Source organism: Micromonospora sp. NPDC049645, assembly GCF_040675155.1.
Lineage (GTDB): Bacteria > Actinomycetota > Actinomycetes > Mycobacteriales > Micromonosporaceae > Micromonospora.
Genome location: NZ_JBFAOI010000003.1, coordinates 17,594 through 42,970, shown reverse-complemented (window position 1 = coordinate 42,970; position 25,377 = coordinate 17,594). Strand labels below are relative to the sequence as shown.

Here is a 25,377-nt window from a genome sequence, read left to right as displayed (position 1 = left end):
AGGCCGGCCCCGCGACACTGCGGGGCCGGCCTTCGTCGTACCGGGGGTGTCAGCCCTCGGTGAACTCGACCCAGTTCAGGTTGGCGAGGCCGCTGGTCGGGCCGCCGGGCACAGCGGTGAAGACCAGGTAGAGCCGGTGCGCCCCGGCGGGCTGGTCCACCGGCACCGTGGTGCTGGTGAAGGCGGAGTTGCCAGTGGTGGCGTTCAGCGCCGCCGTGGCGACGACCGGACCGGTCGGCGAGTCAAGGCGTAGCTCCACCCCGGCTCGGGGGGTGCCGGCGGTGGCCGCCGAGCCTCCCGAGTGCCGCAGCGTCACGGTGGACACCCCGCCCAGGTTGATCGGGTCGAAGGCGACGTGGTCACCCGGGTCGATCCCACTGACGTGCTGGCCGCCGCCGGTGTCGCCGGTGGTCGCCACCTCCACACCCTGCCTCACCTGGGCGTTCTCGGCCTGCTGGCGAGGGGTCTGGATGATCGCCTGGCCGACCGTGGTGAGTGCGGCCTGGCCGCCACCGCCGAGGTCGGTGTAGGAGGCGCTTATCCCGCCGTACAGGTAGCCACCGGCGTGGTCGCCGCCGTCGGCGGGGGTGGCGAGGGTCCCGGTGCAGCCGGTCGTGGAGCTGTCCGGGTGGCCGTGGCTGTCATGACCGAGGACGAAGGTGACGGTCACCCGTGCGCAGTCCACCGGCCCGTCCTCCGGGTCGGTCACCGTGACGGTGAACGGCACGTTCTCGCCCCAGGTGAAGAAGCTGCCGGACACCGGGGACGTGACGGTCACCGTGGGCGCGGTGTTGCCGACCACGATCTCCTTGGTGAGGACCGCCGTCTTCCCGCTGGAGTCGGTCACCGTCAGCTTGGCGGTGTACGTCCCGTTGGCGATGTAGGTGAACGACGGGTTGGGGTCGGCCGAGTCGACGGTGCCGTCGCTGGTGAAGTCCCAGGCGTACGAGATGGACTCGCCCGGGTCGGGGTCGTAGCTGCCCGCTGAGGAGAACCGCACGGTCAGCGGCGTAACTCCCGACGTCGGCGTGGCGTCGAGTTTCGCCACCGGAGACCGCTTGCCCTTGACGTACCGGATCACGGACAGCTGTGCGTCCGGGTTGGCACGGAAGAAGCCGTCGCCGTACTCCAGCAGGTAGAGAGAGCCGTCGGGGCCGAACTCCATGTCCATCGGGTTGTCGAAGACGACGCCCGGCAGGAACTGCTCGACGCCGGTCAGGGTGCCCCGGCCGTCGGTGCGCATCATGAAGATCTTGTCTCGGGTGAACTCACCGAACACCACCGCGTTCTGGTAGTACTCGGGGAACTTCACCTCCGACGTCGACGCCGGATCGTACGAGTAGATCGGGCCGCCCATCGGGCCGACGCCGCCGGTGCCGATCACCGGCCACTTGAAGTCGCAGCCGGCCGCCGGGGTCTCCAGGTACGACCCGGCACACGGGGTGCGCGCGTCGAACGTGTACCAGAACTGCGGCTGCTCGACCTTCGGGAGGACCCGCAGCCCGGTGTTACGCGGTGAGTCGTTGACCGGGGCGCCGCAGTTGAACGGGGCTCCCGAGGTGCGGGTCACGAAGTCGAAGTCGATGTACGGCAGGCTCGGTGAGTAGCAGTAGGGCCAGCCGTAGTTGCCGGCCTTGTTGGTGGCGAACCAACGGCCGGTGCCGTCTGGTCCCCGGGTGGCGCTGGGGACGCGAGAGTCCGGCGAGTAGTCGCCGACGTAGACCATGCCCCTGGCGTCCACGTCGTACCGGAAGGGGTTCCGCAGCCCCATCAGGAAGATTTCCGGCCGGGTCTTTCCGGCGGTGTCGTTCTCCTCGGGGAAGAGGTTGCCGTTGGGGACGGTGTACGTGCCGTTGGCCCGTACCTTGATTCGCAGCAGCTTGCCGCGCAGGTCGTTCGTGTTGGCGGCGGAGCGCTGCGCGTCATAGCCGGGCCCCTGGGTGGGTGACTCGTTGATCGGGGTGTATCCGTCGGAGCCACCGGCGTTGGTGTCGTCCCCGGTGATCAGGTAGAGCAGGCCCTTGCCATCGAACTTGATCTCGCCGGCGACATGGCAGCAGATGCCGCGGTCCACGTCGACCCGGAGGATCTGCTGCTCGGTGCTCATGTCCAGGCGCGGGGTGGGTGAGTCCACCAACTTCACCCGGGAAAGCTGGTTGTAGCCCTTGAACTTGTTCCACACGGTCGGGTCGGTGGACGTGGCGGGGGCGTCGCCCTCGTTGATCCCGGGGGTGGCCGGGTCGTCGACCGGGGTGTTCAGCCTCGGCGCGTAGTAGATGTAGACCCACTTGTTGGTCGCGAACTCCGGATCGATGGCCACCGACTGGAGGCCGTCCTCGTCGTGCTGGTACACGTCCACGGTGGTGATCACCGGACTGGCGCCGGTGGTCGGGTCGTAGAGCCGCACCTCACCGCCCCGGGTGTTGTGCAGCACCCGGCCGTCGGGGAGCACGGCCAGCGACATGGGCTCGCCCGGGTCGTCGTTGAGGGTGACCTTCTCGTAGTTGCCGAGCACCGTCGCGCCGCAGTCGCCCTCGACCACGCCGGCGGACCACTGGATGCCGCCGAGCAGGTGCTCGCGGAACCTCGCCGAGCGGTACGTCTCGATGCTGTGCCCGAGTCCGGTGTAGAAGGAGCGGCCACCCTGGTGGTCCTTGCACCAGGTGACCGGGTGGTCGTATCCCATGGCGCCACCGGCGTAGGTCTTCTCGTCGATCGTGGCCAGCACGTGCGCGGCGCCCCGGACGTTGCGGTTGAAGTTGTACCACTCCTCGGTGAGGGTGAGCGTGCGCGGCAACGTCTCGGTGGCCGGGTGGGCCCGGTCGGCCACGTCCACCACGCCACGGACGGCCGGTGAGGCGCCGGCGACCTTCGCGCCGACCAGGTCCTGGTAGAAGGCCCAGTCCGGCTCGGTCTCGGCCGCCGCGTGCACACCCACGTAACCGCCGCCAGCCTTGACGTACGCCTCGAAGGCCGCTTCCTGGCTGGCGTTGAGCACGTCGCCGGTGGTGTTGAGGAAGACGACAGCACGGTACTTCGCCAGCTCGGCGGCGGTGAAGACGGCGGCGTCCCGGCTCACCGTGACGGTGAAGTCGTTCGCCTGGGCCAGTTGCCGGATGGTCTCGACACCGTCGGGGATGGACGCGCGACGCTCACCGGCGGTCTTGGTGAAGACCAGCACCCGGTACGTCTGCGGGGCACGTGCGGTCGAGCGCAGCGCGGTTGGTCCGTTCTCCGCCACGGCCGGCGTGGTCGGGGCCAAGTCGTCTGTCGGTGCGGCGGTCGCGGAAACGGCGGAGGTGAGGGGGATGGTGAGGATCAGTCCAGCGGCGACGGCGAGCCATCGTCGTCCGGTCGGTCGGGGCATCGGTTCCTCCGGTGGTCGGCAGACGCGCGGCATCCCCAGCCCATGGAGGGCCGGCAGCACGTCTGCGTGGGGGATGGACCGGGCGCGTCCCGTCGCCGTACGGGAGGCGCGGGGTGAGGGGGCCGGTGTCGATCGGCCCGTCACCGAGCCGGCGCGGGGGGCCGGCGGAGGGGGCGCGACCGGTGTCCGCCGGACACCGGTCGCGCCGGGGATCACTTGTCGACGTAGATGGTCAGGTCGGACATGTTGCGGTAGCTGGTCGCCGCGAAGTCCAGCGACTGGCCCCTGTTCTCGGTGCCGCCGGGGGCGGTGTCCATCTCCCAGTTGGCGTGGTGGAAGTTGCGCTCGCCGATGGTCTGGAAGAACTGCTGGAAGTTGATGTCGCCGTCGCCCAGCGGGGTCATCTGGTACCCGTTGGGGACGCTGGTGTCCCGGTCCCCGTCCTTGGCGTGGAAGAGCGGGAACCGGGTGGTCCGGTCGGCCACGGTGAGGATCGGGTCGAACAGGTCGGTCACCTCCTGGCCGGCCGGGTTGACGTACTTCTGGTGCTTGTAGCGGGCGACGTAGGCCCAGTAGATGTCCAGCTCGAAGAAGACGTACCGCGGGTCGGTGATCTCGAAGAAGTACTCCAGTCGGCGGATGCCGGAGGAGCGGGTCTGCCGGCCCTGCGCGTCGCGCGGACCCCGGTCGATCAGGAAGCTGTACGCGGCGTCGTGGTTGTGCGTGTAGAGCCGCATGCCCCGGGCTCGGGCCTGGCGGCCCAGCTCGTTCCAGATGTCCGCGGCGGCGTCCCACTCGGCCTTGTACGCGCTGCTGGTCGGGTCGCTGCCGGTGCCGATGTTCTTCATGCCGAGTTCCTCGGCGATGTCGAGCTGCTGCTGGAAGGTGGCCGGCTGGATCGTGGCGTGGGTGCCGTTGGCCACCAGACCGTTGTCGTCGAGGATCTTGCGAATCTCGGCGGGGGTGATCTGCCGACCGAGGATCTCGGTGCTCTGGGTGTAGCCGGCGAACTCGATCTCCTTGTAGCCGATCTCGGCGAGTCGGGCGAGGACGCGCTCGAAGCCGTACGGCACTCCGCTGTCGTCGGGCGCGGCGGTGATCCGGTCGCGGACGCTGTAGAGGATGATGCCGCGGTTTTTGGTCGGGATCAGCGGCTCGACCCGCAGCTTGCTCGCGTTGCCGGGGTTGGCGAGCGCGGGGGTGCCGGTGGCGAGGACGGGTAGGCCGGCCGCGCCGATCGCTGCGGCGGCCCCGGCGGAGGCGGCGAGCAGGGACCGACGGCTGAGCCGGCCGGTGGGGGTGGCGTCGGGGGCGGTGTGGTCTGGCATGGTTCCACCTTTCGCGACGGCGGTTGCCGTCGATAACGATCAGCAGAGGGCGACGAGATCCGGTCGCGGGGCGCCGCCGAGCGCCCGTTGGGTGTGTTGGGCCAGGACGGAAGGTGTCGTCCCGACCGTGATCGGTTTGAATGTGCCGAGCACGTTACATCTTGGAGACAGACACTAACGTCGGTCTTAGTCGAAAGAAAGTGTCGATCGACGGCAACTTTCGCTCGATTCAACGAAAGTCACTGATGATCGTCGATACCGGCTGCATGGCCGGTGGCGCTGACTACGCTCTTCCTGACCGGAGGTACCGCAGGGGGTGCGCATGGTCCGGACCGGACGGAGAGTCGGCGTCGCCGCGCTGAGCTGCGTTCTCGTGCTGGTCGGGGCCGGCTGCACGGGCGACGACCGCGACGGCTTCCGGCCCGGCGCGGCCGATGTCGGCGACCCGTACGTGCCGGGGCACGGCAACGGCGGCTACGACGTCACGCACTACGGCCTCGACGTCCGCTACGACCCGTCGACCGACCGGCTGACCGGTCGGGCCGTCATCACCGCCACCGCCACCCAGAACCTGTCCCGGTTCAATCTGGACCTGGTCGGGCTGGAGGTCCGCGCCGTCAAGGTGGGTGACGCGGCGGCCGAGCACCGGCGCGGCGACGGCGAGCTGGTGGTGACACCCCACGACGGCCTGCCGCGCGACCGGCCGTTCACCGTGACGGTCGACTACGCGGGCGTGCCGACGGCCGTCGACGACGGGGCGTTGGGCAGCGGCGGTTTCCTGCACACCGCCGACGGCGCGGTGGCGCTCGGCCAGCCCGACTCGGCGGCCACCTGGTTCCCGGTCAACGACCACCCGTCGGACAAGGCCACCTACGACCTGGCGGTGACCGTTCCGGACGGGCTGGCCGCGCTGAGCAACGGCGCACCCGGGCCGAAGAGCAGCGCCGACGGCTGGACCACCTGGCGCTGGTCGGAGCGTGCCCCGATGGCCAGCTACCTGAGCACACTCGTGATCGGTGACTACCGGGTGGTGACCGGCACGCACGCCGGCCGGCCGATGGTCACGGCGGTGGCCGCGAGTCTGCCGGCGACCGGCGGGGCGGCCACCTCGCTGGCCCGCACCGGCGCGATCGTCGACTTCCTGGCCAGCCGCTTCGGCCCGTACCCCTTCGACTCGTACGGGGGGATCGTGATCGCCGACGACCGGATCGGGTACGCGCTGGAGACCCAGTCCCGCCCGGTCTACGGGCCCGCCTTCTTCGCCGACGACCGGCCCAACCCGAGCGTGGTCGCGCACGAGTTGGCCCACCAGTGGTTCGGCGACAGCGTGTCCCTGACCAGGTGGAGCGACATCTGGCTCAACGAGGGCTTCGCCAGCTACGCCGAGTGGCTGTGGGAGGAGCACGACGGCGGCCGGACCGCCCAGCGCAACTTCGAACTCCAGTACGCGGCGACCGACTGGTCGCAGCCGTCGGTCGAGCCGGGTCGGGAGCAGATGTTCGGCACGGCCGTCTACAAGCGTGGGGCGCTCGCCGTGCACGCGTTGCGCCGGACCGTCGGCGACGACCTGTTCTTCCGCATCCTGCGCACCTGGACCACCGAGCGGGCGGCGGGAAACGCGACCACCTCGGACCTCGTCGCACTTGCCGAGCGGGTCGCGAACCGGCAACTGCGACCGCTCTTCGACGCCTGGTTGGTGGGTGGGTCGGCCCCCACACTGCCCTGACCGGGCCGGGCGGGCCGGTCGATATGCTGCCGGCTGCGAACGGCCGGTGAGCGCCCGTTCGCGCGGGGCGGCGGAGGCCGTGACCGGCCACCGTGCGGAGAGGGTGTGGGATGCGGGGGACGCGGCACAGACTGCGGATGGCTGGCGGTCTGCTGGTGACCGGGGCACTCGCGCTGTCCGGATGCGACTCGGCGGCCCCGGAGGGGGCGCCACCACCGAGTGCGTCCCCCACGCCGTCGCGGACGTTCACCGCCGGCGCCGACGGGGTCGGCGACGCCTACTTCCCGAGCTACGGCAACGGCGGCTACGACGTCGCGCGGTACACGGTGAAGGTGCGCTACGACCCGGCCAAGGACCAGTTGACGGGTACGACCACCGTGCGGGCCACCGCGACGGCCGACCTGTCGGCGTTCAACCTCGACCTGGCCGGCCTGACCGTCAGCGCGGTCACCGTGGACGGCGTCCCGGCGACCCACAGCCGCAAACGGAACGAGTTGGTGATCAAACCGGCCTCCGGTCTGATCAACGGCAACGGGTTCGTCGCCGAGGTCACCTACGCCGGTAAGCCGAAGCCGTTGACGAACGAGACGCTCGGTGACGGCGGCTTCCTACACACCTCAGACGGTGCCATCGCGCTGGGCCAGCCCGAGTCGGCAAGCACCTGGTTCCCGGTCAACGACCACCCGTCGGACAAGGCCGCCTACGATTTCGAGGTCACCGTTCCGGACGGTCTGACCGCCATCAGCAACGGCGTTCCCGGCGGCAAGGCCAGCACGGGCGGCTGGACCACCTGGAAATGGTCGGAGAAGTCACCGATGGCCAGCTACCTGAGCACGCTGGTGATCGGCAAGTTCCGGATCACCACCGGAGAGCACAAGAGCCGTCCGGTCTACAGCGCGGTCAGCACCACCGTGGCCAAGGGCGACGCGGACGAGTCCATCGCCCAGACCGTCACGGTGGCCGACTACCTGGAGAGCGTGTTCGGGCCGTACCCGTTCGACGCGTACGGCGGGGTGGTGATCTCCGACAGCCGGATTTCCTACGCGCTGGAGACGCAGAGCCGGCCGGTCTACTCGGCGAGCTTCTTCCGGCAGGGCGAGAACACCGAGGTCGTCGCGCACGAGCTGGCGCACCAGTGGTTCGGCAACAGCGTCGCGTTGGCCAAGTGGGAGGACATCTGGCTCAACGAGGGCTTCGCGACGTACGCGGAGTGGCTCTGGGCCGAGCACACCAGGGCGTACACCGCCAAGGAGGCGTTCGACAGCCGGTACGCCCGGATGACCGCGCAGGTGTGGCGGACACCGCCGGGCAAGCCCGGCGTGGCGGGGCTGTTCAGCGAGTCGGTCTACCAGCGCGGTGGCATGACCCTGCACGCCCTGCGGGTGGCCGTCGGCGACAAGGCGTTCTTCGAGATCGTCAAGACCTGGGCGGCGGAGAAGCGCAACGGCACCGCCACCACCGCCGAGTTCGTGGCCCTGGCCGAGCGCATCTCCGGCAAGCAGCTCGACGCGCTCTTCGACGCCTGGCTCTACGGCACCAAGAGGCCCGCCCTGCCCAAACGGCTCTGAGCGGAGTCAGTTCTTGACGACCAGCTTGGGGTGGGCGGCCAGGTAGGCGTCGGCGCGGCCGGCGCGGAGTTCGGTGAGGAACGTCCGACCCTCGGTGGTCAGCTGCTCGCCCCGGTAGGCGCTGCCCTTGCCGACACCGGAGCCGGGCAGACCGACCAGCGTGAAGCGGTTCTCCGGCAAGCCACCCAGGGCGTACGCGATGTCGACGATCCGGCGCCCGCCCACGTAGACAAGCGTGTCGCCCAGCGCGGAGACCACCTGGTCGACCCGCTCCGGTTGCCGGGCCAGGCCCTCGTCCAGGATCTTGCGGGTCATCGCCCGGACGAGCTGTTGCTGGTGACGCTGCCGCGCGTAGTCACCGCCGGTGATGTAGCGCTGCCGCGCGTAGTCCAGCGCCTGCCAGCCGTTCAGGTGCCGCTCGCCCTTCTCGTAGACCTGCTGCGGCCCGGTGTATCCGCCCGGCGCGCTCTGCCGGTACTTGCCGTCCGGCCGGCGGTGCAGCGAGGCGACCCGCTGGTCCACATAGATGTCCACCCCGCCCAGGGCGTTCACCAGCCGGTCGAACCCGTTGAACGTGAGCACCGCGCCGGCGTCGATGCGCAGCCCGGTGTAACCGCTGACCGTGCTGCGCAGCAGCTCGTACCCCTGGGCCGTGCTCGGCTGTTTGGGTTTGCCCGGCACCCGGCTGCCGAAGCTCATCGCGTGCGTGAGCTTGGTCTTGCCGCCCTTGTAGCCGGCCTTCGGGAACGCCGGGATGTCCACCAGCAGGTCGCGGGGGAGCGAGAAGAGGTACGCCCGGTCCAACCCCTTGGGTACGTGCAGCACCAGCACGGCGTCCGAGTGCGGCTCCCAGCCGGGCACGCTGACCCGGGTGTCCACACCGACCAGCAGCAGGTTGAGCGGGCCGGTGATGTCCGCGCCCGGTGGTGGACCGCTGGGGCTCGGGGTCGGCGTGACGATCGGCGACGGGGTCGGTGAGCCGGCCACCGGAGCGCCGCTCGGCTTGTCGTCGCCGGTCAGCCGGGTGACCACCACCGTGCCGGCCGCGATCAGCGCGACGACGGCGAGGGCCGTCAGCCCCAGCAGCAGCCACCGTCGGCGCGGCGCCATCGACCCGAGAACCATTTTGGATTCCTTCCACCCGTCTGCTGAACAACGCTCCGACGGGTGCCCCGGGTTGCGGCCGGGTGGCGCCGGGTCGGACGGCCGGTGCATGATCGCGCGAAAAGTGCCGCTGGCGCGAGCGCTACTCGCGAGTAATGATGCGTCCATGCGGTACGACGTGGTCGTCATCGGGTCCGGCTTCGGCGGCAGCGTCACCGCGCTCCGACTGGCCGAGAAGGGTTATTCGGTCGCGGTGCTGGAAGCCGGCCGCCGCTTCGCCGACGACGAGTTCCCGCGGACGTCCTGGCGTGCCCGCCGCTTCCTGTGGGCGCCGAGGCTGGGCTGCTACGGCATCCAACGGCTCACCCTGCTCAGGGCGGCCGACCGCAGGTTCGGCGGCGGGGTGCTGGTGCTCTCCGGCGCCGGGGTGGGCGGCGGTTCGCTGGTCTACGCGAACACCCTCTACGAACCGCTGCCGGCCTTCTACGCCGACCCGCAGTGGCGGGACATCACCGACTGGCGCGACGAGCTGGCCCGCCACTACGACCAGGCGAAACGGATGCTCGGCGTCACCACGTACCCGCTGGACACCGGCGCGGACCGGGCCATGCGCGCGGTGGCCGAGCGGATGGGGGTGGGGCACACCTTCCACGCCACCCCGGTGGGCGTGCACATCGGCCGGCCCGGTCAGCGGGTCGCCGACCCGTACTTCGGTGGCGTCGGCCCGGAACGCACCGGCTGCCTGCACTGCGGCTCGTGCATGACCGGCTGCCGGCACGGGGCGAAGAACACGCTGGTGAAGAACTACCTCTGGCTCGCGGAGCGGCTCGGGGTGACGGTCCGTCCGTTGACCACGGTGACCGCCGTGCGACCCGTGGACGGTGGCGGGTACCAGGTGCACACCGAACGCACCGGCGCCTGGCTGCGCAAGGGTCGGCAGGTCGTCCACGCCGACCAGGTGGTCCTCGCCGCCGGGGCGCTGGGCACCCAGCGGTTGCTGCACGCGATGCGGGCCGACGGAGCACTACCCGGGCTCTCGCCCCGCCTCGGTGAGCTGACCCGGACCAACTCGGAGGCGATCCTCGGTGCCTCGGTGCCACGACAGCGGGCCCGGTCCGAGCGGTTGGACTACACCGAGGGGGTGGCCATCACCAGCTCGTTCCACCCCGACCCGCAGACGCACATCGAGCCGGTCCGCTACGGGCGGGGCTCCAACGCGATGGGTCTGCTCCAGTCGCTGCTGGTCGACGGCGGCCCGCACCGGGTACGCCGCTGGCTGGACAGCATCGTGCGGCAACCCCGGTTGGCCGCGCGGATGCTGTCGGTGCGCGGCTGGTCGGAACGAACGGTGATCGCCCTGGTCATGCAGTCGGTGGACAACTCGCTGACCACCCGTTGGCGGCGTGGCCCGCTCGGCGACAGGTTGGTCACCGGCCCGGGCCACGGCACGCCCAGCCCCACCTGGATCCCGGCCGGCAACATCGCGGCCCGGATGCTCGCCGACGAGATCGGCGGCACCCCGGGCGGCTCGCTCACCGAGCCGTTCGACATTCCGATGACCGCGCACATCCTGGGCGGGGCGGTCATCGGCGCCACCCCGGCCGACGGGGTGGTCGACCCCTGGCACCGGGTGTACGGGCACCCCGGGCTGCACGTGGTCGACGGCGCCGCGGTCTCGGCCAACCTCGGCGTGAACCCCTCCCTGACGATCACGGCGCAGGCGGAACGGGCGATGTCCTTCTGGCCCAACCGGGGCGAGGAGGACCCCCGACCGCCCCTCGGCACCCCGTACCGCCGCCTCCCACCCGTACCCCCGCACCACCCGGCGGTCCCGGCGGACGCCCCGGGCGCGTTGCGTTCCTGAACCCCGCCGGCCTACGCGGCGAGCCGGTGCAGGGGGTGGCGGTGACTGTCGGTAGGCTTTGTGCACATGAGCCTGCCTCGCCCCGTCCTCGTGGTGGACTTCGGAGCCCAGTACGCCCAGCTCATCGCGCGCCGGGTTCGCGAGGCGAAGGTCTACTCCGAGATCGTGCCGCACTCGATGCCGATCGCCGAGATGCTGGCGAAGAACCCCGCCGCGATCATCCTCTCCGGTGGTCCGTCCAGCGTCTACGCCCCGGACGCGCCGCAGATCGACGCGGGCGTGTTCAGCGCCGACGTGCCGGTCTTCGGCATCTGCTACGGCTTCCAGGCGATGGCCCAGGCGCTCGGCGGCACGGTCACCAGGACCGGCAACCGGGAGTACGGCGGCACCCCGCTGCGCCCCCGCCTCCTCGACCCCGGTGTGCTGCTCCGTGACCTGCCGGCGGACCTGCCGGTCTGGATGAGCCACGGCGACTGCGTCACCGAGGCGCCCGAGGGCTTCACGGTGACCGCCGAGTCGGCGGGCGCGCCGGTCGCCGCCTTCGAGGACCTGGCCGGGCGTCGGGCCGGCGTGCAGTTCCACCCGGAGGTCGGGCACACCGCGCACGGTCAGGAGATGCTGACCCGCTTCCTCTACGACATCGCCGGCATCGAGCCGACCTGGACGCCCGAGAACATCATCGACGAGCAGATCGCCCGGATCCGCGCCCAGATCGGCGACAAGGAGGTCATCTGCGGCCTGTCCGGCGGGGTGGACTCCGCCGTCGCCGCGGCCCTTGTGCACAGGGCGGTCGGTGACCAGCTCACCTGCGTCTTCGTCGATCACGGGCTGCTGCGCGCCGGTGAGGCCGAGCAGGTCGAGAAGGACTACGTGGGCGCCACCGGCATCAAGCTGAAGGTGGTCGACGCCGCCGACCGGTTCCTCGGCGCGCTCGCCGGCGTGACCGACCCGGAGCAGAAGCGCAAGATCATCGGCCGGGAGTTCATTCGGGTGTTCGAGGCCGCGGCCCGCGAGATCGCCGCCCACGGTGACGTGGAGTTCCTCGTCCAGGGCACCCTCTACCCCGACGTGGTGGAATCCGGCGGCGGCACCGGCACCGCCAACATCAAGAGCCACCACAACGTCGGCGGCCTCCCGGAGGACCTGAAGTTCGCGCTGGTCGAGCCGCTGCGCACCCTGTTCAAGGACGAGGTCCGGGCGCTCGGCCTCCAGCTGGGCCTGCCCGAGGCGATGGTCTGGCGGCACCCGTTCCCCGGCCCCGGCCTGGCCATCCGGATCATCGGTGCGGTCGACCAGGAACGGCTCGACCTGCTTCGCCAGGCCGACCTGATCGCCCGCGAGGAGCTGACCGCCGCCGGCCTCGACCGGGGCGTCTGGCAGTTCCCGGTGGTGCTGCTCGCCGACGTGCGAAGCGTCGGCGTGCAGGGAGACGGGCGCAGCTACGGGCACCCCGTGGTGCTGCGCCCGGTCTCCAGCGAGGACGCCATGACCGCCGACTGGTCCCGGTTGCCCTACGACGTGGTGGCCCGGATCTCCACCCGGATCACCAACGAGGTCGCCGAGGTGAACCGGGTGGTCCTGGACGTCACCAGCAAGCCGCCGGGCACCATCGAGTGGGAGTGAGCGCCGCTCAGGCGGCCGGCGGCGGCCCGAACGGGGTCGCCGGCGGGTAGGGCTGCGTCGGGGCGTACCCCGGCGTGAGCCCACCGGGCGCGGGCCCGGCGGTGGGCGGCGGGCCGTTGTGCGGCGCGACGCCCGCGGTGTGCGGCCAGGCCGGGGCGCCGGTCGGCTCCTCCGGCATCAAAAACCACATGATCGGGTACGCGAGCAGCGCGAGCCCGCCGGTGAGCAGACCGGTGACCGCGAAGACCACCCGGACCAGGGTGGGATCGACGGCGAAGTAGCGGCCGACGCCGCTGGCGACCCCGGCGACCATGCGGTCGGTGGTGGGGCGCCGAAGCTGCTTGTACGGGGCGTGGGGAGCGGTGGTCGATGTCATACCTCCACGGTCCACGCCGACGCTCGACTCGCCCTCGGTGACCGCCCGGATCAATACCCTGACCCATCCCTGATCGGGGTCAGACAGTCAGGAATCCGACTCTTTTCCGTTCCGGTAACCCGGCCCGGGGAGAATTTGCTTCCGTGACCACCTTGCTGAAGCCGCTCCGCAGGATCGCGGCATACGCAGTTTGTGCTGATTCAAGCGGCCGAGTCCTGCTGGTCCGCGCGTCGGAGCGCTCCGGCACCCCCGGTGCGTGGTCGCTGCCCGGCGGCGCGGTCGACCACGGCGAGGATCCAAACCACACGGTCGTTCGTGAAACCGCCGCCGAAACCGGCCTATCGGTCGCCGTCTCCGGCCTGGCCGACGTGCTCGCCGACATGCGGGCACTCCCGGATCGGGGCATCACCATCCACACCGACCGGCTGATCTACCGGGTGGCGGTGCGGGGCGGCACCCTCGCCGACCGGGCCGGCGAACGCCCCACCGACCTGGCCCGGTGGTACACCCTCGACGAGGCGCGCGACCTGCCGCTGCGCTCGTTCACCGCACGCGCCCTCGGGCTGCCCGCCTCCTCGGCCGACGTGGTGCCCGACGAGGCACCCGAGTTCCCCTCCTTCTACGCCGTGCCCGGCCCCGACGGTCTGCACCGGGCCCAGCGCTTCGCCGCGTACGCGGTCTGCACCGACCCCGCCGGCCGGGTACTGCTGACCCGCATCTCCGACGGCTACCCGGGCGCCGGCTGCTGGCACCTGCCTGGCGGCGGCACCGACTACGGCGAGCAGCCCGGCGCGGCCCTCATCCGAGAGCTGGTCGAGGAGACCGGCCAGGCCGGCCGCCTCGTCGAGCTGCTCGGCGTCGCCAGCCACCGCGACGCCGCCTCGCTCGGCCCCGAGGGCTACCCCATCGACTGGCATGGCGTACGCGCCTTCTACCGGGTCGTCGTCGACCAGCCCAACCCGCTGACCGTCGCCGACGTCGGTGGCTCCACCTGCGAGGCCCGCTGGTTCGCCCGCGAGGAACTGGGCGCCCTCCCCACCGACCGCCTCACCGAGGTGACCGCCGAGGCAGTCCAGGCAGCGCAGCTCACCTGACCCCGACCCGTCCGTGAGGGGCCGGCGGCCCGCCGCGCCGCCGGCCGTTCCCACGTCCGCGCCTCGCACCCTCGCGCCCGTGTCTCGCGCCCTTGCGCCCGTGTCTCGTGCCTTGCGCCCGTGTCTCGTGCCTTGCGCCCGTGTCTCGCGCCCTTGCGCCTCGCGCCCAAGATCCGAGCAACTTTCCCGATGTTGCTGCCTCCGCGACGCGGAGACAGCAACATCCCTGAAACTGTGCGGATCTTGACGACAGCACCGTCCCCGAGTGACCGGGAGGGGTTTCGCGCGTCCGCTGCGGACAAGGTCACGCTCGAACCAGGATGTAGTGGCATCACCGGCGGCCGAGGCCACTACATCCTGGATATTGCGCGATCTTGAGGTCGGATGGCCCCCGAAGAGGGCAGCTGGGGCAGCTGGGATCTTCCGCCAGGCGATCATCGGCCGGCTCAGCCCATCCCGAGCCCCGAGTGCGCTGGCCCGCCAGCTCGGCGGGGTCTTCCACGCTTCACCGCGCCTTGATCACGACGTTCTCGCATTGATCATGAAGTTATTGTCAGGGCGCAGGATGGATGGGCGACAACTTCATGATCGACTGATCTGGGGTGCGAAACCGGGGGTGGGCGAGAGTGCAATTCACGCGGCGAGTCGGGGCCTATGGGCTGTTGCGGGATTCGGGTCGGGTCCTGATGCTGCGCGACGGGGCGGAGGGTGAGTTCCCGGGGTTCTGGCGGTTGCCGGGCGGTGCCGTTGGGCATGCGGAGCACCCGGAGCGCACCGTGATCCGCGCGGTCGCCGCACAGGTCGGGCTGACCGTGACGGTGACGCGACTGGTCGCGGTGGTCGCCGATGTCACCACCTCTGCGGAGGAAAAGGTCGCGCTGCACACCGACCGGTTGCTGTTCGAACTCAGCACGTCCCACGGGCGGGCCGAGAACGGGCGGGCCGAGGGTGCGTTGCGTGACGCCGGGGCTGGCTCGGTTGACGAGGCCCGCTGGCTTCCCCTGGAGGAGATCGCGCAACTGCCGCTGACCCCGTTCACCGCCGAGGCGCTCGGCCTGCCGGTCACCCCGCTGCCGCCCGGAGCGCACCAGACGCGCGACCCGTTCCCGTCGTCGCACCCCGACCGTCGGCTGCGCTTCGGGGCGTACGGGCTGGTCACCAACCCTGCCGGGCGGATCCTGCTCACCCAGATCGCGGAGGGTTACCCGGGGGCTGGCCTGTGGCATCTGCCCGGTGGTGGCACCGATCACGGTGAGCAGCCGGCTACCGGTCTGCTCCGCGAGTTGGTCGAGGAGGGTGGTCAGGTCGGCCGGGTGGTGGAGCTTCTCGGAGTGAACAACCTGCACAACCCGGCCGCACTGGGCCCGGAGGGTCGGCCTCTGGACTGGCACGGCGTACGGGTGATCTATCGGGTGTTGGTGGACGTACCCACCGACGCGATGGTGACCGAGTCCGCTGGCGGCTCGACGGCTCGGGCGGGTTGGTTCACCCGCGCCGAGGCGGTTGACCTGCCGTTGAGCGACATCGCTGCCTCGGCAATCGGGCAGAGTGGCCGATAGCACCCCGCTCGGTGAGCCGAGATGGTGACCCTCCGGTACAGTCAAAGGCGGGAATGATGGAGGAAACGGGCGATGAAGCCCGGGATGGGAACAACCGAGCGGTTCGAGCGGTTTAAGCCAGATATAAGTACCGCCGGCAGCTATCGCCAAGCCATGTTCCCCTATGCGATGGTGTACTCCGCAAAACGGCTGCCGGGCCATGCAAGGTCCGGCACGAGACAGCCGGACACCCGCCACACGGCGGTCAGCAGATCCGGTGATGGAGGAAACGTGCCGAGAGCCCCATGGCGCCGGCGTCGTACCACTGACAGTCCGCGCCCCGCAGGGCGTCGCTGGGCGGGCCGCTTGCGCCGCAGCAGCACGTTCGCCCGCCAGGTGCTGTTGGTCCGGGTCGGTCGCCGCGACGGCGACCTGCACCCGACCGACCTGGCCCCGACCGAGCACCGGTATGCCGACCGGCAGCGCCGTCGCTACGGCCTGGACCGGCTCAGCCGCCCGACACTGGGCGTGGACCCGGCACTGGGCGTGGACCGAGCGAAGATCGAAGTGGTCATGCCGGTGAGCCCGGCGATGCCGCCGATGGCGCAGGTCGACGAGGCCCGCTCGATCCCGTTGCTCCCCGGCGAGCGCACCATCGCGCGCCGGATGAAGTTCGGCCTGGTCAACGCCTGCACGCTGGCCAGCCTGATGCTCGGCATGCTGGCCATCTTCCTGGCCATGCAGGGCCAGGTGCGCATCGCCGCGCTGTGCCTGATCGCGTGCGTCGCCTTCGACGGTCTGGACGGCGCGTTGGCCCGACGGCTCGGCGTGGCCAGCCCGTTCGGCGCGCAGATGGACTCACTGGCCGACATGTGCTCGTTCGGTCTCGCCGCGCCGGTCGTGGTCTACGCCTCGCTCGCCGGCTCCGTCTCCACCGCTGCGGCGGCGGTGGCCTGCGCCCTGGTCGCGGCGTGTGCCGCGATCCGACTGGCCCGCTTCAACGTCTCGCCGAAGGACGGCCGGTTCTTCTGCGGGGTGCCCACCACCATGGCTGCCGCGGTGCTCGCCGTGACCGTGGCGATCGGCCTGCCGGTGCCCGGCGCCGTACTGGTCGCCGGGGTGGCGCTGCTGGCCTTCGCGATGGTCTCCAGCTTCCCGTACGCCAAGCTCGCCCGCCTGGTGAAGCTGCCGCCGTGGCTGTGGCTGGCCCCGGTGATCGGCGCGCTGGTCGACATCCGGCTCACGTTCGCCCTGATCGTGGTGGGCTACCTGGTCAGCGGTCCGGTTCTTTGGCTGCGGCAGCGTCGTACCGCGTGATCTGAGCAGACGGAACGGGGCGTCGCGGACAGCGACGCCCCGTTCCTCGTTCGTGGGTCAGCGCCAGCGGGCGATGACCGTGGAACCGCCGATCACCTTGTCGCCCGGCCCGACCAGCGGGTCCGCGGCCTCGGCGGGCAGGTAGACGTCGGTCCGGGAGCCGAACCGGATCAACCCGAAGCGCTCGCCCTTGGCCAGCAGCGCGCCGATCGGCGCGCGCTGCACGATCCGGCGGGCGATCAGCCCGGTGCGCTGCGCGACCACCACCGTGCCGCGGGCGGTGTCCAGCACGGTGTACGCCGCGACGTTGTGCTCGGCGTCCGGCTTCATCGCGTTGACGAACCCGCCGTCGGCGACGAAGTAGTCCACCACCTTGCCGGCGACCGGGGCGCGGTTGACGTGCACGTCGAGTACCGACAGGAACACAGCGATCCGCAGCCACTCACCGTCGCCGAAGCGCTCGTCGTGCAGCCGTTGCACCGACAGGACCTTGCCGTCCGCGCTGGCGACCACGGCGGCCGGGTCCTCCGGCACGTCCCGCTCGGGATCCCGGAAGAACGCGGCGACCGGCCCGGCGGCGAGTGCCGGCAGCAGCCACAGTTTGGACGACGGACGCGCCACCCGGGCCAGCGCCGCCAGGCCCAGCGCGATGCCCGCCGCCGCCACGCCGTTGGAGTCGATGTGCATCCCCCGGGTCAACGGCACGCTCGACGGCCGGTACGCGGGGGCCAGGCTGTCAGCCGTGGCCGGGCTGGCCGGGGTGAACCGCAGTCGGTAGACCCGCACCGGTGGCGAGTTGCGCAGCACCAGGTCGGCCCCGACGCCGTACAGGGCGTCCTGCCGGGCCAGTTCGGCGGCGGCACCGTCGGTGCGGCCGGGCGTGGCGACGGTAGCCACGCTCAGCACCGCCCCGTCGGACAGGTACTTGGCCAACCCCTCGATGCCGCCGCGAGCCGCCTCGGCGGTGCCGGTGAACACCTCACCGGCGATGACGACCCCGGCGGCCTCGGCCTCGGCGAGCGAGTCGACGACGCTCACCCGGTCGGCGACCCAGCGGCCCTGGGCGGTGACGTGTTCGCGCAGCGCTGCGGCGTCGACCGGCTCGGCGGGCACCACGGTGAGCCGGTCGCCGGGGAGCAGCGCGTCGATCGCTGCGGCCAGCACCGCGGAGTCCGGGTTCACCCCGACCAGGAGGGCGGCCTTGGCATCGTTGATCCGGGCCAGCTCGGCGACGAGGGTACGGGCGGCTCGCTCGCCGATGCGGACCGGACCGGACCGGCCGGTGGTACGCACGGCGGGGGACTGGGTCATGTCGGGCGGGCTCCTGACGGGGGTAGAGACGGGAATCGCGGCGGGGCCGCCATGGGCGGGGACGGGCCGGCCGGCGGAGGCGAGACTCCACCGGCCAGCATATGCGTCCGTCCGCGCCGGCCGCACCGCCGTGGCGATGCGCTGGGCCGACGCCACCGGGCCCCCGAGGTCAGGCGTCCCCGCGCGGCCTCTCCCGCCTGTCCCGCTCGTCGTCCGGCCGGTAGCCGGTGGCCTCGCCCGACTGGTCGCCGGCATCCTTGCCCGGCTGGTCGGACCGGGTCGGCTCGTTCCCCTCGGATGGGGTCGGCCGGGCGGGGATCCCGATGGTCGGCTCCTCGTCCGCGGCGTGGGGTTGGTCGGGGATCGGCTCGGTCCGCGGCTCCGAGGGCGGATGCGCCAACCAGGCCGGGTGGATCACATCGGTGGCCGGCGCGTCCGCCGCTGGCACTCCGCTGGTCGACGTCGCCGGCGTGCGGTCCGAAATGAGCGTCGGGTCCGAGGGGTACGTCGGGTCCGAGATGAGCGTCGGGTCCGGGGCGGGAGTGTCCCAACTGGACTGTTCGGCTTCCCAGACCGGTAGGGCCGCGCCGGAGGTCGACGTGGCGGCACCGGAGACCGGCACGGGCGCACCGGAGATGGGCGCGCCGGAGACGGACGTACCGGAGACGGGTGCGACCGCCTCGACGGTCGGCTCCGGCTGGTTGGGGCGACTCGACCGCAGCGCGCCGACCAGACCGAAGACCCCGATCAGGATGAGTGCGCTGGCCAGGAACCAGCCGACCGGTGGCAGCGCGAGCCCGAGCAGTTGGGCGAGCAGCCACCAGGCCGACAGCGCCAGGAACACGAGCCCGAAGGCGAACGACACCAGATCCGTGCGGTGAGCCTTCACCGGGTCACCTCCAGGTTGCCGGCATTGACGTGGATGTAGAGGCGCAGGGTCCCGCCGCCGGGCCCGTCCGCGCCGACGTCGGTGGATTCCCGCAGGCGGCCGTCCAGCCCCCCGGAGCGGTTGCCGAAGATCTTGGCGTCACCAGCGTTGACGTCGGCCACGGTGGTGACGTCCACGTTCGGCGGCACGACCACTGTCGCCTGGCCGAAGTTGATGGCCACGGTCACCTGGCTGTCCCGTTTCGCGAAGTCGATCCCGCGCAGGTCGAGCACGGCGTCACCGAAGCTGTTCTCGTACCGGTCGGCGAGGTCGCGGTAGTCGGTCGGCGCCCAGGTCACCGCACCGTCGACGCCCCGGATCCGGTCGTAGGACTCGGCGACCGTCGCCGTGCCCAACGCCGCAGCGGTCACCAGGCCGAGCGCGATGAGCCAGCGGGCCCGCCCGAACCAGGTGCCGACCAGCAGCCCCAGGGCGATCGTGGCCAACGCGGCCGCGAAGTACGCCGAGGCGCTGATGGTGAAGACGTCCAGCAGGTCGAGCAGGGCGACGAAGCCGAGGACAAGGAAGATCAGCGAGAAGGTCACCGCGCCGAGCGGCGAACGCTCCTTGGGGCGCTTCGGCGGCTTCGGTGGCTTGCGCGGAGGGGCCGCGGCCGGGGCTGGCGACGCGTACGGGCCGTGCGGCGCGAACGGGGGGCGGTAACCGGAGGGCGGCGAGGCGGTCGGATAACCGGCTGGGGCAGTGGGTGTGCTGCTCGCCGGTGCCGACGGCCAGCCGGCGCTCGGCATGCCGGTGCTCGGCCAGCTCGTCGGAGCTGCCGGCCAGCCGGGTTGGACAGCCGTCGTGCCGGCCGCCTGCCCGGACAGCGGGCCCACCCCGGACACCGGCTGCGCGGCGGTGGACGGCAGCGGATCGGTGGTCGGCGCACCGTCGTACGCCGGGATGGTGGCGGTGGGCGCGGACGCCGTCGCGGGGGCGTACGCCGGATCGGCGCCGAACACCGGTGGCGTCACCGCCGGGCCGGCCGACGGCGCGGGCCAGGCCACCGGCGGGACCGGGCCGGACGGGTTACCGGACGGCGGTGGTCCGGCGGGGGTGCCGGACCGTGGATTGCGGCCGTCCCGGTTGAGCAGCAGCGCCCCGGCGACCAGGATTGCCGCGCCGAGCAGCACCGCCCGGAAGGCGTCGGTGACGATGTACGCGAAGCTGGCCGCGACCAGGATGCCCAGGACGATCACTGTGACCGGCGACATGCTGGAGCGACCGCGCCCGAGCATGGACTCGATCGGGGATGCCGTGTCGCCCTCGTTCGGGATGATCAGCCAGGCGGCGACGTACACCAGGATGCCGATGCCCCCGAAGAACCCGAGCACCGCGAGCAGCACCCGCCAGAGCACCGGATCGGTGTTCGTGGCCCGCCCGATCGCCGCGCAGACGCCGGCCAGATAGCGCCCCTCGCGCGGGCGGACCAGCCCGTACCGCGAGGTGAAGCCGGTGCCGCCCAGCGGCGGTGGCGGTGCGGACGGGCCGGGACCACCCGGTCCGTCCGGTGGCGTGCCGCCCGGGCCGTAGCCGGTGCCCGCCGCGAACCCCGGGCCCGGCCCGGTGCCCGCCGTGGGCGGCGGCCCGTAGCCGCCGGCCGGACCGCCGGGTGCGGAGTCGGCGGTGGCGCCGGTGCCGGCGTGCGGACCGAACGTGCGGGGTTCGGTCCATTCGGTGGGCGTCGCGGCGGGCGGGGGCGGTGCTGAACCGCCCGGCTGTGCCGACCCCGGTCGGGGTGGCGGGGCAGCTTCCTCGGTCATGCTTCGATCCTGCTGCCGGGCGCACCCGAGCGACCTCAGGACCCGACCCTGACCCCACCCTGAGATCCGGCGGCCGGAATGTCGGGGGCGTCCCCGTGGTCGCGGACGCCGCAGCGTGTGACGATCGAGTCACCGACCTCGACCCCCGCCCGCCACCGTGACCAGGGAGCCTCCGATCAGCATCGCGACCCCGCCCCCGCGGCTCTACCGCGCCCCCGAGCACCGGATGGCCGCGGGCGTCGCCGCCGGCATCGCCGACCACCTCGGCATCTCGGTGCTGCGGGTACGCGTCGCGTTCATGGTCCTGCTCGGGCTGAGCGGGCTCGGCCTGCTGCTCTACGCGGCGTTCTGGGCGGTGGTGCCGCTGCGTCCCGGTGACACCGCGGTGCCGCCCCGGCGGGACGTCGCCCAACTCCTGCCGTTCGTGGGGATCGGGCTCGGTGTGCTGTTGATCCAGGTGATGGTCTTCGACTCGGTGGGTGCGGCGGGCACCGCCGGTTGGCTGGTGGCCATCATCGCGGTCGGCGCCGGGGTCATCTGGCACCAGTCCGCGCCCGAGCGGCGGCGGCAGTGGGGTGACGCGATGCCGGTGCCCTGGCTCGGCGCGGTCGTCGAGGAGAGCGACCGGCGGGCGTTCGTGCTCCGGTTCATCGGCGGGGGAGTCCTCGTCGCGGTCGGCATCATCGGTGTCGCGGCCGTCTACTCGCCAGCGCAGAACTTCGACGCGGTGATCAATGGCGTGATCTTCGCGCTGGTCGGTCTGGCCGGTGTCGGCGTGGTCGCCGCGCCGGTGCTCTGGCGGACGTACAGCCAGCTCCGCTCGGAGCGCGAGGGGCGCATCCGCGAGCAGGAGCGGGCCGAGTTGGCCGCGATGGTGCACGACCAGGTGCTGCACACCCTGGCGCTGATCCAGCGCAACGCCGGCGACGTCAAGACGGTGCAGCGGCTGGCCCGGGGCCAGGAGCGTTCGCTGCGCAACTGGCTCTACAAGCCGACCGCGTCGCCGAGTGAGCGCTTCGCCGCCGCGCTGGAGCAGGCCGCGGCCGAGGTCGAGGACACCTTCGCGATCAGCGTGGAGACGGTGGTGGTGGGTGATCGGGAGACCGACGAGAAGGTCGGCGCGCTGGTCGCGGCGGCGCGGGAGGCGCTGGTGAACGCCGCCCGGCACGCCGGCGTGCAGACCGTGTCCCTCTACGCCGAGGTGGAGCCGGATCAGGTCAGCGTCTTCGTCCGGGACCGGGGGAAGGGCTTCGATCCGGATACCGTGGAGGACCACCGGCACGGCGTACGCGGCTCGATCATCGGGCGGATGAAGCGGCACGGCGGACGGGCCGAAATCCGGTCCGGCCCGGGGGAGGGGACCGAGGTCCGGTTGATCCTGCCGATCTCCCGGGACCCGTCCGCAGCGGAGAGGAACAGATGACCATGGCCGAGCAGACCGAGCACCTCGACCCGGCGGATGCCCGCCCCGAGCGGCTGCGGGTGTTCCTGGTGGACGACCACGCCATGTTCCGAGCCGGGGTGCGCGCGGAGTTGGGCGCCCACGTCGAGGTGGTGGGCGAGGCGAGCACGGTGGCCGAGGCGGTAACCCGGATAGCGGCCGTCGGCCCGGACGTGGTGCTGCTCGACGTGCACATGCCCGACGGTGGTGGACGCGCGGTGCTGGAGGCCATGCGGCGTACGCACCCGCAGGTCAAGTTCCTGGCGTTGAGTGTCTCCGACGCGGCGGAGGACGTGATCGGGCTGATCCGGGCCGGTGCCCGGGGGTACGTCACCAAGACCATCTCCCCGGACGAGCTGGCCGCGGCGATCCGTCGCGTGGCGGACGGCGACGCGGTGTTCAGCCCGAGGCTGGCCGGGTTCGTGCTGGACGCGTTCGCGGCCCGACCGGATGCCCCGGTGGCCGACCCGGAGCTGGACCAGCTCACCAACCGTGAGCGGGAGGTGCTGCGACTGCTGGCCCGGGGGTACGCGTACAAGGAGATCGCCAAGGAGCTGTTCATCTCCATCAAGACGGTGGAGACGCACGTGTCGAACGTGCTGCGCAAGCTCCAGATGTCCAACCGTTACGAGCTGTCCCGCTGGGCGGCGGACCGCCGGCTGGTGTGACGGTGGGGGCGTCACCGGCGAGGATCAGAGGAACGTCCGTCGCGCCCTCGTCCACCCAGCCGGTGATCGTGCCCGTGCAGCCGTAGTCCCCCTCGTCCGGACGGCTCGAAACATGAGTGGTGACGGACGTCCCATCGGGTCGAGGTGCCCGGGGCCCGGTGTGCGGTCCGAGGGCCCGCGCGCGGGTGACGCAACGTATTTCCTGGTCAGCGTCGTCCGCGGCGACCGTTTTATGATCATTTTTCAAGTATCGGCAACGTGGCGGGCAACTAACGGCTTGATAACGGCACCTTCACGGAAGCGGCCAGTGGGTGTCACAGTGGCAGCACCTCACCGTCGGTGTGTGGCACTCCGTGCGCCCCACGACCACGTCCTTGCCGATCGCGGCAGTCCGTGGCTGTGTCGATTGCGTCGTGTCGCGCCCCGTTGGTGGGGAGCCCGGCGGATCGGAACATCAGGGGTGTCCCCAACTTCCCTGTGGTCCCGGCGACCCGCGCCCCGGGGTGGTCGGGCGGTGTCACCCCCCAAACGTGCGTGAAACCCACGACGGAACCTGGTTAGAAAGAGGAGGCCCCTCGGAATGAGAGTCTCGAAGCGGGCGACGAGCGCGATCGCGCTCAGCGCGGCTGCCGCGCTTGTCGCGAGCGGTTGCTCGAGCGGTGACGGTGACGGCGACGCCGCCGCCAGCAAGGACGGCTCGATCAGTGTCCACGGCGTCCAGCCGGAGAACCCGCTGGTCCCGTCGAACACCACGGAGACCGGCGGCGGCAAGGTGATCGACTGGCTGTTCACCGGCCTGGTCGAGTACCCGAACGACGGTGGGGCCCCGCGTAACGCGCTTGCGGAGTCGATCAACACCACGGACTCCAAGGTCTTCACGATCAAGATCAAGGCCGGCACCAAGTTCCACGACGGCACCGAGGTGAAGGCGAAGAACTTCGTCGACGCCTGGAACTGGGCCGCCTACTCGCCGAACGGCGCGCAGAACGGCAGCTTCTTCTCCGACATCGCGGGCTTCGACAAGACCTACACCACGGACCCGGATGGCCCCGACGGCCCGCAGAAGGCCCCGACGCCGAGCACCGACAAGCTGTCCGGCCTGAAGGTCGTCGACGACCAGACCTTCGAGGTCACCCTGGCGGCGCCGACCGCGGTCTTCCCGACCAAGCTCGGCTACAGCGCCTTCATGCCGCTGCCGGACGTCTTCTTCACGCAGAAGCCCGAGGAGTTCGGCAAGAAGCCGATCGGCAACGGCCCGGTGAAGTTCGTGTCGTGGGAGGACAACGTCCTCATCAAGCTGACGCGCTTCGACGACTACAACCTTCGCGACAAGATGAAGGTCAAGGACGTCGACGTCAAGCTGTACCAGGACGAGACGGCCGCCTACGCCGACCTGCTGTCCAACAACCTCGACTTCATGGAGGTTGTCCCCACCTCGGCGCTCGCCGGTGACAAGTGGAAGACCGACCTCGGTGACCGGGGCCTCTCGACCGTCACGCCGACGACCGCGCTGATCGCGTTCCCGCTCTACGACAAGCGCTTCCAGAACCCGAAGCTGCGTCGTGCCGTGTCGCTGTCGATCAACCGGCAGGAGATCTCGGACAAGATCTTCTTCGGTACCCGCAAGCCGGCCGACAGCTGGGCGAACCCGCTGACCCCGGGCGCCAAGCCGGGCAACTGCACCGCCTGCAAGTTCGACCCGACCACGGCCAAGCAGCTGCTGACCGAGGCCGGCGGCTTCACCGGTGAAATGGTCTTCTACTACAACTCGGACTCCAGCCACAAGGAGTGGATGGACGCCGTTGCGCAGCAGGTCAAGACCAACCTGGGCATCAACGCTCGGGCTGAGGGCGTGCCGACCTTCGCGGTCTTCCGCCAGGGCGTCAACGCCCACTCGATGAAGGGCCCGTACCGCGCTGCCTGGCAGCAGGACTACCCGGACGTCGAGAACTGGGTCAACCCGCTCTACGTCACCGGTGGCTCCTCGAACGACGGCCTCTACAGCAGCCCCGAGGTCGACGCTCTTGCCAAGCAGGCCAGCGGCGCGCCGAGCCTGGAGGCCTCGCACGAGGCGTTCGCCAAGGCCGTCGAGAAGGTCGACCAGGACGTCCCGAGCATCCCGATCTACTTCTACGGCCAGCAGTCCGGCCACTCGGAGAAGATCAAGAAGCTCGAGCTGAACAACGTCGGCGAACTCGACATCACCTCGGTCGAGCTCTGATCCGAACGGTCTGACCCCGGGTCGGGCTCGCCACATCCGGTGAGCCCGACCCGGGGCCGTTCCGCGATTGGGTGTTACAACACTCCACTCGCACGTTGTCACCACCGTGTCGGCCGTCCGACGCGCCCCCTGTCTGGAGG

The 25,377-nt window shown here is 71.2% G+C and carries 16 protein-coding genes and 1 pseudogene; 10 read left to right on the top strand and 7 right to left on the bottom strand.

Going from position 1 to position 25,377, the window contains the following annotated elements:
• Positions 1-49 precede the first annotated feature (49 nt).
• Together AB0J33_RS08670 and AB0J33_RS08665 are read right to left on the bottom strand one after the other, a co-directional pair.
• Positions 50-3,367, bottom strand: coding sequence for a ThuA domain-containing protein (locus AB0J33_RS08670; protein WP_363611442.1), 3,318 nt, complete (start codon positions 3,365-3,367; stop codon positions 50-52).
• A gap of 212 nt (positions 3,368-3,579) precedes the next feature.
• Positions 3,580-4,695, bottom strand: coding sequence for a sugar phosphate isomerase/epimerase (locus AB0J33_RS08665; RefSeq protein WP_363611440.1), 1,116 nt, complete (start codon positions 4,693-4,695; stop codon positions 3,580-3,582).
• A gap of 322 nt (positions 4,696-5,017) precedes the next feature.
• Here AB0J33_RS08665 and AB0J33_RS08660 point away from each other — a divergent pair, with 322 nt between their 5' ends.
• Entirely contained in the window at positions 5,018-6,421 is a 1,404-nt protein-coding gene (locus AB0J33_RS08660; protein WP_363611438.1) for a M1 family metallopeptidase, read from the top strand.
• 110 nt (positions 6,422-6,531) lie between these two features.
• Positions 6,532-7,989 carry a M1 family metallopeptidase gene (locus tag AB0J33_RS08655; RefSeq protein WP_363611436.1) on the top strand — a complete coding sequence of 486 codons (1,458 nt, stop codon included), beginning with the start codon at positions 6,532-6,534 and terminating at the stop codon, positions 7,987-7,989.
• Between the two features lie 6 nt (positions 7,990-7,995).
• On the opposite strand, the gene AB0J33_RS08650 is transcribed toward AB0J33_RS08655, so the two are convergent.
• Positions 7,996-9,114, bottom strand: coding sequence for an LCP family protein (locus tag AB0J33_RS08650; protein WP_363611434.1), 1,119 nt, complete (start codon positions 9,112-9,114; stop codon positions 7,996-7,998).
• A gap of 145 nt (positions 9,115-9,259) precedes the next feature.
• On the opposite strand from AB0J33_RS08650, the gene AB0J33_RS08645 reads away from it, so the two are divergent.
• Together AB0J33_RS08645 and guaA are read left to right on the top strand one after the other, a co-directional pair.
• On the top strand, positions 9,260-10,957 hold the full coding sequence (locus tag AB0J33_RS08645; protein WP_363611432.1) for a GMC family oxidoreductase: 1,698 nt from the start codon (positions 9,260-9,262) through the stop codon (positions 10,955-10,957).
• Positions 10,958-11,023: 66 nt separating this feature from the next.
• A complete protein-coding gene (gene guaA / locus AB0J33_RS08640) occupies positions 11,024-12,580 on the top strand; it encodes a glutamine-hydrolyzing GMP synthase (RefSeq protein ID WP_363611430.1) in 1,557 nt (518 codons plus the stop codon).
• A gap of 7 nt (positions 12,581-12,587) precedes the next feature.
• On the opposite strand, the gene AB0J33_RS08635 is transcribed toward guaA, so the two are convergent.
• On the bottom strand, positions 12,588-12,956 hold the full coding sequence (locus tag AB0J33_RS08635) for a PspC domain-containing protein (protein WP_363611428.1): 369 nt from the start codon (positions 12,954-12,956) through the stop codon (positions 12,588-12,590).
• A 143-nt stretch (positions 12,957-13,099) separates the two neighbouring features.
• Between AB0J33_RS08635 and AB0J33_RS08630 the strand changes: the two genes are divergently transcribed.
• The 3 genes from AB0J33_RS08630 (at position 13,100) to AB0J33_RS08620 (ending at position 16,905) form a co-directional block, all read left to right on the top strand.
• The gene (locus tag AB0J33_RS08630; RefSeq protein ID WP_363611426.1) at positions 13,100-14,050 is read left to right on the top strand and encodes an NUDIX domain-containing protein; all 951 of its coding nucleotides are present in this window, start codon (positions 13,100-13,102) and stop codon (positions 14,048-14,050) included.
• A 626-nt stretch (positions 14,051-14,676) separates the two neighbouring features.
• A complete protein-coding gene (locus AB0J33_RS08625) occupies positions 14,677-15,609 on the top strand; it encodes an NUDIX domain-containing protein (RefSeq protein ID WP_363611424.1) in 933 nt (310 codons plus the stop codon).
• A gap of 345 nt (positions 15,610-15,954) precedes the next feature.
• The gene (locus tag AB0J33_RS08620; protein WP_363611422.1) at positions 15,955-16,905 is read left to right on the top strand and encodes a CDP-alcohol phosphatidyltransferase family protein; all 951 of its coding nucleotides are present in this window, start codon (positions 15,955-15,957) and stop codon (positions 16,903-16,905) included.
• Positions 16,906-16,962: 57 nt separating this feature from the next.
• Here the strand turns inward: AB0J33_RS08620 and AB0J33_RS08615 are convergent, their stop codons facing one another.
• From AB0J33_RS08615 to AB0J33_RS08605, 3 genes and pseudogenes are all read right to left on the bottom strand, one after another.
• Positions 16,963-18,216, bottom strand: coding sequence for a phosphatidylserine decarboxylase (locus AB0J33_RS08615; protein WP_363611420.1), 1,254 nt, complete (start codon positions 18,214-18,216; stop codon positions 16,963-16,965).
• A gap of 706 nt (positions 18,217-18,922) precedes the next feature.
• Positions 18,923-19,105 (bottom strand): annotated as a pseudogene (locus AB0J33_RS08610) (hypothetical protein); the annotation flags it as partial.
• A complete protein-coding gene (locus AB0J33_RS08605; RefSeq protein ID WP_363611419.1) occupies positions 19,102-20,907 on the bottom strand; it encodes a PspC domain-containing protein in 1,806 nt (601 codons plus the stop codon). The gene AB0J33_RS08605 and the pseudogene AB0J33_RS08610, both read right to left, overlap by 4 nt.
• Before the next feature lie 157 nt (positions 20,908-21,064).
• On the opposite strand from AB0J33_RS08605, the gene AB0J33_RS08600 reads away from it, so the two are divergent.
• The 3 genes from AB0J33_RS08600 to AB0J33_RS08590 all read left to right on the top strand — a co-directional run bounded on the left by AB0J33_RS08600 (position 21,065) and on the right by AB0J33_RS08590 (position 25,237).
• Positions 21,065-22,330 (top strand): PspC domain-containing protein, encoded by a 1,266-nt coding sequence (locus tag AB0J33_RS08600; protein WP_363611418.1) that lies wholly within the window; start codon positions 21,065-21,067, stop codon positions 22,328-22,330.
• A 2-nt stretch (positions 22,331-22,332) separates the two neighbouring features.
• Positions 22,333-23,016 (top strand): response regulator transcription factor, encoded by a 684-nt coding sequence (locus tag AB0J33_RS08595; protein WP_363612352.1) that lies wholly within the window; start codon positions 22,333-22,335, stop codon positions 23,014-23,016.
• A 580-nt stretch (positions 23,017-23,596) separates the two neighbouring features.
• Complete coding sequence (locus AB0J33_RS08590; RefSeq protein ID WP_363611416.1) at positions 23,597-25,237, top strand: ABC transporter substrate-binding protein; 1,641 nt, start codon at positions 23,597-23,599, stop codon at positions 25,235-25,237.
• Positions 25,238-25,377: the final 140 nt, after the last annotated feature.

Bases quoted from the DNA above. Each gene is read 5' to 3' on its own strand.
- AB0J33_RS08670 (WP_363611442.1), bottom strand. From the start codon at position 3,367: ATGCCCCGACCGACCGGACGACGATGGCTCGCCGTCGCCGCTGGACTG.
- AB0J33_RS08665 (WP_363611440.1), bottom strand. From the start codon at position 4,695: ATGCCAGACCACACCGCCCCCGACGCCACCCCCACCGGCCGGCTCAGC.
- AB0J33_RS08660 (WP_363611438.1), top strand. From the start codon at position 5,018: ATGGTCCGGACCGGACGGAGAGTCGGCGTCGCCGCGCTGAGCTGCGTT.
- AB0J33_RS08655 (WP_363611436.1), top strand. From the start codon at position 6,532: ATGCGGGGGACGCGGCACAGACTGCGGATGGCTGGCGGTCTGCTGGTG.
- AB0J33_RS08650 (WP_363611434.1), bottom strand. From the start codon at position 9,114: ATGGTTCTCGGGTCGATGGCGCCGCGCCGACGGTGGCTGCTGCTGGGG.
- AB0J33_RS08645 (WP_363611432.1), top strand. From the start codon at position 9,260: ATGCGGTACGACGTGGTCGTCATCGGGTCCGGCTTCGGCGGCAGCGTC.
- guaA (WP_363611430.1), top strand. From the start codon at position 11,024: ATGAGCCTGCCTCGCCCCGTCCTCGTGGTGGACTTCGGAGCCCAGTAC.
- AB0J33_RS08635 (WP_363611428.1), bottom strand. From the start codon at position 12,956: ATGACATCGACCACCGCTCCCCACGCCCCGTACAAGCAGCTTCGGCGC.
- AB0J33_RS08615 (WP_363611420.1), bottom strand. From the start codon at position 18,216: ATGACCCAGTCCCCCGCCGTGCGTACCACCGGCCGGTCCGGTCCGGTC.
- AB0J33_RS08605 (WP_363611419.1), bottom strand. From the start codon at position 20,907: ATGACCGAGGAAGCTGCCCCGCCACCCCGACCGGGGTCGGCACAGCCG.
- AB0J33_RS08595 (WP_363612352.1), top strand. From the start codon at position 22,333: ATGGCCGAGCAGACCGAGCACCTCGACCCGGCGGATGCCCGCCCCGAG.
- AB0J33_RS08590 (WP_363611416.1), top strand. From the start codon at position 23,597: ATGAGAGTCTCGAAGCGGGCGACGAGCGCGATCGCGCTCAGCGCGGCT.